This is a genomic window from Mycobacterium sp. (assembly GCF_036488105.1).
Taxonomy (GTDB): Bacteria; Actinomycetota; Actinomycetes; order Mycobacteriales; family Mycobacteriaceae; genus Mycobacterium.
Window position 1 is genome coordinate 1 of record NZ_DASXHW010000431.1, and the last position, 7,124, is coordinate 7,124.

The window sequence follows — 7,124 nt, forward strand, 5'->3', positions numbered from 1 at the left end:
ATCGAGATTGTGGACCGGTACTAAGCCCTCGTCACGAGCGGCAGCTCCGGCAGCCACAGCACGCTCTGAGTCGCCGGGAACGCGGCCGCCGGCCGGAAGTCGGGAGCCAGCTCAAGATGCCCGGCCCGGTCGAGCCACTCCTCAACCAGCACGCGTAACACCTGCCGGACGATGTGGCCGCCCCGGCAACGCATAGACCCCGCACCCAAAGTCCAGTGCCGGTGTGCCCTAACGCCAATCACAAGATCATCAGTGGACATGGGGTCGCTGCCGTCACGCTGCACCGCACCGATACACAAGTTCAGCACCACATCGGCCGGTAGCTCTACCTCACCGATGGTCGTCGGCTGGCTAGTAAAACGCTGGCAACTCGGCACCATCGGCTCCAACCGGAGGATCTCTTCAATGAACTCGCGTACGAGCTCAGCCTGACGTCGAAGCACGTCGCACAATTCGGGGTTGCGTGCCAACTCGAGTAAGTGCCATCCGGCGTGTTTGAACAGGTTGCGGCACGCCTCGGACAGGACATGGCCGGACCGCCCATTCAGGTGCTCAACAGGCAATAGCTGCAGGCGCGACACGCTATCGAAAAGGGCATCAGCCATCGGCGTGGTCACATCGGCCACCGCGTCACCGCCACCAGCTTCGGCGAAACGATCGATCAGCGCGGCGGCAGTCGGACGGAACACCGCCGCAAGGTCATGAGCTGATTTCGGCGCGAATAGCTGTTCGTGAACCTGGAGATCGCTTTCTGGAAGGGCACGGGCGCGATCCAAGCTTGGATCGTCCAGATTCGCTAACACCTCCTCCCGTCCGACCACGAAGACGAAGTTTGCAAACATCCCGGTGACCGCTGGATGTCGCAAAACCGGGCCGGCCTGTCGCGCTAGGTGCCAACCCAAGCCGCGGTCCACGCTCAGGGCAGCGGCCGCCTCGGCGGGAAAGACTGGACAGTCGGCAAGCTTCACATGCCCCCTCTCCTCATTCTCAGCCGAGTGGCGCTCGAAAGTTCCCGCAACTTTGCAACCGTACCCATCAGCGAATCCGCTCGCTCGAATGCCTTAGTACCGTCGGTACCAAGGCTTGCTTCGCGCCGTGGCGCTGAGCATGAGTGCCCGTCTGAGCTGGTCAGACGTGGATCAGCACGGCGCGGCGCGGACTCCAGCCGACCGGCACTGTGCCACGGCCTCAAGTGGCTTGGTTCAGCTGTCCACAGGACCGTCAGGACCGTCGTCGGGTCCACGCTCGGCGTCGCGCTCGAACTCGGCGATCGCCTCGTCGATCCCGCTGGTGTCGCCACCGATCGAGCGGTCGATGAAACCGGCCGGCTCGTCGAGATCGCCGGATCCGGGCAGCAGATCGGGGTGCTGCCAGATCGCGTCGCGGGCGTCGACGCCGACGGCCTGGGTCAGCCGTTCCCATAGCGCCGCGGCCTCGCGCAGCTTGCGTGGCCGCAGTTCCAGGCCCACCAGCGTGGCGAAGGTCTGCTCGGCCGGCCCGCCGGTGGCACGGCGGCGGCGCAGCGTCTCACCGAGCGCGTCCGCGCCCGGGATGCGCTCGCCCAGCGCCGCATTCACCACGGTCTGCACCCAGCCCTCGATCAGCGCCAGCAGTATCTCGAGCCGTTCCAGCGCCTGCATCTGCTCGGGCGTGGCCTTGGGCTCGAACACCCCTTGGGTGAGTAGCTGCTCGACGGCGGCCGGGTCATTCAGCGACGCCGGGTTGAAATCGCGGGCCAGCTCTTCGATTCCGTGCATGTCGATCTTCATGCCCTTGGCGTAAGCCTCGACGGCGCCGAGCAGCTGACTGGACAGCCACGGCACATGACTGAACAGGCGGTGGTGGGCGGCCTCTCGGGCGGCCAGGAAGGTGACGATCTCACTGCGCGGCTGCTCGAGGCCGTCGGCGAATGACTCGATAGCGTCGGGCAAGAGCGCCCCAATGCCCTTGGGGCCCAACGGTAATCCGACGTCCGTCGACGTCAGGACCTCCCGAGCCAATCGCGCGAGCGCCTGGCCCAGCTGCGAGCCGAACGCCATGCCGCCCATCTGCGACATCATCGACAGCAGCGGGCCCGCCATGGCCTTGGCCTCGTCGGGCAGCGCCGACGCCCACACGGTCGCGATCTGCTGAGCCATCGGGTCGCACAGTCGCTTCCAGGTCTCCAGGGTGTGGTCCACCCAGTCGTTGGGAGTCCAGGCGACCGCCTTGGTGGTGCCGGCCGGCAGCGCGGTCACCCCGTCGAGCCACGTCTCGGCGAGGTGGACGGCGTCGCCGATCGCATCGCGGGTGGCGACTGGGATGGGCGCCACGAAGCCGATCGAGCTGGACGCCAGCTGGCGCGCCAGCTCATAGTTCACCGGACCCGACGATTGCCCGCTCATGGAGCCGGCCCCGCTGAACATCTGCCCGAGGCGGCTGAACATCTGGCCCAGGTCGGCCACATTGAATTCGCCGCCGAGGCCGCCCAGGCCGAAGGGGTCAGCCGACCCCGAGCCGGACTCGGGGTCGTTCTCGCGGCGCTTGTCGCGGTCCGGATCGTCTCCGGGGGAGAAGCCGAAAGGCAGGTCAGCCATGTCCTCAACGGTACTCACCGTCCGGGCACGACGCGCGGCCCGTTGTCACGCTCTGAGTGAACCTGGGCGCTCTGACCACTCCGTCTAGTGTTAGCGACGTGAACAGGCGGATTCTGACGCTGATTGTGGCGTTAATCCCGATCGTGGTCTTTGGCCTGCTGCTCGCAGTGGTGACCGTGCCTTACGTGTCGCTGGGGCCGGGTCCGGCGTTTGACACGCTCGGGGAGGTCGACGGCAAGCCGGTTGTCGACATCAAAGGCACTCAGACGCACCCGACGACGGGCCACCTGGACATGACGACGGTGTCCCAGCGTGACGATCTCAGCCTGGCCGAGGCCCTGACGCTGTGGCTGTCCGGACAGGAACAGCTGATGCCGCGTGACCTGGTCTACCCGCCGGGCACGTCGCGCGACGACATCGACAAGGCCAACGACGCCGATTTCAAAGAGTCGGAGCACAATGCCGAGTTCGCCGCCCTGGGTTATCTGAAATACCCGAAGGCCGTCACCGTCGTGACGCTGACCGATCCCGGGCCCTCGGTGGGTAAGTTGCAGGCCGGTGACGCCATCCAAGCCGTCGACGGTAAGCCGGTGGCCACCGTCGAGCAGTTCACCTCGTATCTGAAGACCACCAAACCCGGGCAAAACGTCGCGGTCGACTTCCGCCGCAAAAATGCGCCACCCGGGGTTGCCCACATCACGCTGGGCCATCACCCGAAAGGTGACTACGGCTTTGTCGGCGTCTCGGTGACCGACGCGCCGTGGGCGTCGTTCGCAGTCGACTTCAACCTCGCCAACGTGGGCGGGCCATCTGCGGGTCTGATGTTCAGCTTGGCGGTCGTCGACAAGCTCACCACCGGCAACCTTGCCGGCTCGAAGTTCGTGGCGGGCACCGGCACGATCAAGGCGGACGGCGAAGTGGGCCGGATCGGTGGGATCCTGCACAAGATGGGCGCGGCCCACGATGCCGGCGCGACGGTGTTTCTGGTGCCGGCCGAGAACTGCTCCGAGGCCAACTCCAAACAAGTGCCCGGTTTGCAGCTGGTGAAGGTCGACAACCTCGGTGGGGCAGTGGATGCGCTGCACGCCGTCGCCGCCGGCGGGAAACCGCCGAGCTGCTGACCGGTGCGTACAGTTGAAACGCCCAGGACAATCGAGCAGGGAGCGTAGCTAGTGGGGATGCGGCCCGCCGCAAGGATGCCGACGCTGACTCGACGCAGCCGGACTCTGATCGCGATCGCTCTGACCGTGATCGGGCTGCTGCTGGTCGGCCCGCGACTGATCGACGCTTATGTCGACTGGCTCTGGTTCGGCGAGCTTGGCTACCGGTCGGTGTTCAGCACCGTGCTGGTGACCCGGCTGATCGTCTTCGTGGTGATCGGGCTGCTGGTCGGCGGCATGGTATTCGCAAGCCTGGCCATCGCGTATCGCACGCGGCCGGTCTTCGTACCGAGCAATGGCAGTGATCCGGTGGCGCGCTATCGCACCGTGGTGATGTCGCGGCTGCGGGTGATCGGCACCGGCGTCCCAGTGGCGATCGGCTTGCTCGCCGGTGTTGTGGCACAGACCTATTGGGTGCGTATTCAGCTGTTCCTGCACGGCAGCGACTTCGGCGTCCGAGACCCACAGTTTGGCAAAGACCTCGGTTTCTACGCCTTCGAGCTGCCGTTCTATCGGCTGGTACTCAGCTTCTTCTTCGTTGCGCTGTTTCTGGCTTTCGTTGCGAACTTGTTGGCTCACTACGTCTTCGGCGGTATCCGGCTGTCCGGACGCACCGGAGCGTTGAGCCGTTCGGCGCGCATCCAGTTGATCAGCCTGGTTGGAACGCTGGTGTTGCTCAAGGCGATCGCGTACTGGCTGGACCGCTACGAGCTGCTGTCCCACACCCGCGCGGGGAAGCCCTTCACCGGGGCCGGATACACCGATATCAACGCAGTGCTGCCGGCCAAGCTGATCCTGCTGGCGATCGCTTTGATCTGTGCCGTGGCGGTGTTCTCGGCGATTGTGCTGCGAGACTTGCGGATTCCATCGATCGGTCTGGTCCTGCTGCTGCTTTCTTCGGTGGTCGTCGGCGCCGCCTGGCCGTTGATCGTCGAGCAGATCAGCGTCAAACCCAATGCGGCGCAAAAGGAACGCGAATACATCAGCCGAAGCATCGCCGCGACCCGGCAAGCCTACGGCCTGACCGAAGACGTCGTGACTTACCGCGACTACAGCGGCGACGGGCGGGCGACCGCCGAGCAGGTAGCATCCGACCGAGCCACCACCTCCAACATCCGGTTGCTGGACCCGACCATCATCAGCCCGGCGTTCACACAGTTTCAGCAGGGCAAGAACTTCTACTATTTCCCCGACCAGCTGTCCATCGACCGCTACCGCGACCGCGACGGCAATCTGCACGACTATGTGGTTGCCGCACGCGAGCTCAACCCCGACCACCTGATCGACAACCAGCGGGACTGGATCAACCGGCACACCGTCTACACCCACGGCAACGGCTTCATCGCCTCGCCGGCCAACACCGTGCGCGGTATTGCCAACGACCCCAACCAAAACGGTGGATACCCCGAATTCTTGGCCAGCGTCGTCGGGGCCAACGGCAGCGTGACGTCCAGCGGTCCCGCTCCGCTGGATCAGCCGCGCGTCTACTACGGACCGGTCATCGCCAGCTCGCCCGCCGACTATGCGATCGTCGGAAAGAACGGCGTCGACCGGGAATACGACTACGAGACCAACACCGAGACCAAGAACTACACCTACACCGGAAGCGGCGGAGTACGGCTCGGTAGCTGGGTATCGCGCAGCGTCTTCGCCGCGAAGTTCGCGGAGCGAAACTTCCTGTTCTCCAACGTGATCGGATCCAACAGCAAGATCCTATTCAACCGCGACCCGGCCAAGCGGGTGGAGGCGGTGGCGCCGTGGCTGACCACCGACAGCAGCGTGTACCCGGCGATCGTCAACAAGCGGTTGGTGTGGATCATCGACGGCTACACCACGCTGGACAACTACCCGTATTCCGAACTCACGTCGTTGTCCTCGGCCACCGCCGACTCCACCGAGGTGGCGTTCAACCGGCTGGCGCCCGACAAGCAGGTGTCTTATATCCGAAACTCGGTGAAGGCCACCGTCGATGCCTACGACGGAACGGTGACGCTGTACCAGCAGGACGAGCACGATCCGGTGCTCAAAGCGTGGATGAAGGTGTTCCCCGGGACGGTCAAACCCAAGAGCGACATCACGGCCGAGTTGGCCGCCCATCTGCGCTATCCCGAAGACCTGTTCAAGGTGCAGCGGATGCTGCTGGCCAAGTACCACGTCAACGACCCGGTGACGTTCTTCTCCACCTCAGATTTCTGGGACGTTCCGCTGGACCCGAATCCCACGGCAAGCAGCTATCAGCCGCCGTATTACATCGTCGCGAAAAACATTGCCAAAGAAGATGACTCGGCGTCGTTCCAACTGACGACCGCGATGAACAGGTTCAAGCGCGATTACCTGGCCGCCTATATCAGCGCCAGCTCCGATCCGTCGACATACGGCAAGATCACCGTGCTGACGATTCCCGGTCAGGTCAACGGGCCGAAGTTGGCCAATAACGCGATCACCACCGACACCGCCGTGTCGCGAGACCTCGGTGTGATCGGGCGTGACAATCAGAACCGGATCAAGTGGGGCAATCTGCTCACGCTGCCGGTGGCTCAGGGCGGACTGCTCTACGTCGAACCGGTGTACGCCTCGCCCGGCACCAGCGATGTCGCCTCGTCGTACCCCCGACTGATCCGGGTGGCGATGATGTACAGCGACAAGATCGGTTACGGGCCCACCGTCGGCGACGCGCTGACAGGGTTGTTCGGGCCCGGCGCCGCCGCGACTGCGGCAGGCATCGCGCCCAATGAATCGGGTACGCCGGCCAGTTCCCCACCGGGCGGCGAACCGCCGGCGAGCCCGCCGCCGCCGGCGGCTAACGCGGTGGCGCCCGCGCCGAGCGGGGCGGTCAGCCTGTCGCCGGCCAAGTCCGCCGCACTCAAGGATGTCGAGACGGCGATGGGCGCGGCCCGCGACGCTCAGAAGTCGGGCGACTTCGCGTCCTACGGCGCGGCACTGCAACGGCTCGATGACGCGATCAACAAGTACAACAACGCCAAGTAATCGCGCTTGCTCCGGCGAGGAGGTACGAGAGATGGCCGACATCAATCAGATTCCCCGGGTGGGTTCGAGAACTACTTCGCCAACTGGGTGAGCTGCTCGTCGAGCACGCGAATGATCGCTCGGCAAGGTGTTGCACGAGCTACCCGGGTTCGGCGAGCTGGCCGACAACTACGGGCTGGCCTACGGAACTCCGGACTGGATGGACGACGTCAGGCAGCGTTACGGACTGAATTCGCCGTCGCACTGAGGCAGGCGGCCCCGTCGAGCCTGGTGAGAGCGCGATTTGGCGGCCTCGCGAGCGTTCGGTAACCTGGTATTCACCCGTCGCGGGGTGGAGCAGCTCGGTAGCTCGCTGGGCTCATAACCCAGAGGTCGCAGGTTCGAATCCTGTCCCCGCTAC

Annotated in this window: 4 protein-coding genes and 1 tRNA gene; 3 read left to right on the top strand and 2 right to left on the bottom strand. The window is 64.9% G+C overall.

The features are described 5' to 3' along the window. Nucleotides 1-20: 20 nt before the first annotated feature. Both VGH54_RS22725 and VGH54_RS22730 read right to left on the bottom strand, forming a co-directional pair. On the bottom strand, nt 21-968 hold the full coding sequence (locus tag VGH54_RS22725; RefSeq protein ID WP_331514360.1) for a cytochrome P450: 948 nt from the start codon (nt 966-968) through the stop codon (nt 21-23). Between the two features lie 234 nt (nt 969-1,202). Then, complete coding sequence (locus VGH54_RS22730; RefSeq protein ID WP_331514361.1) at nt 1,203-2,594, bottom strand: zinc-dependent metalloprotease; 1,392 nt, start codon at nt 2,592-2,594, stop codon at nt 1,203-1,205. An 80-nt stretch (nt 2,595-2,674) separates the two neighbouring features. Between VGH54_RS22730 and VGH54_RS22735 the strand changes: the two genes are divergently transcribed. From VGH54_RS22735 to VGH54_RS22745, 3 genes are all read left to right on the top strand, one after another. After that, nucleotides 2,675-3,697, top strand: coding sequence for a PDZ domain-containing protein (locus VGH54_RS22735; protein WP_331514362.1), 1,023 nt, complete (start codon nt 2,675-2,677; stop codon nt 3,695-3,697). A gap of 51 nt (nt 3,698-3,748) precedes the next feature. Next, nucleotides 3,749-6,724: a UPF0182 family protein gene (locus tag VGH54_RS22740; protein WP_331514363.1), complete on the top strand. Its 2,976-nt coding sequence runs from the start codon at nt 3,749-3,751 to the stop codon at nt 6,722-6,724. A gap of 325 nt (nt 6,725-7,049) precedes the next feature. Further along, nucleotides 7,050-7,123 (top strand) — tRNA-Met (locus VGH54_RS22745). The last annotated feature ends 1 nt before the right edge of the window (nt 7,124 follow it).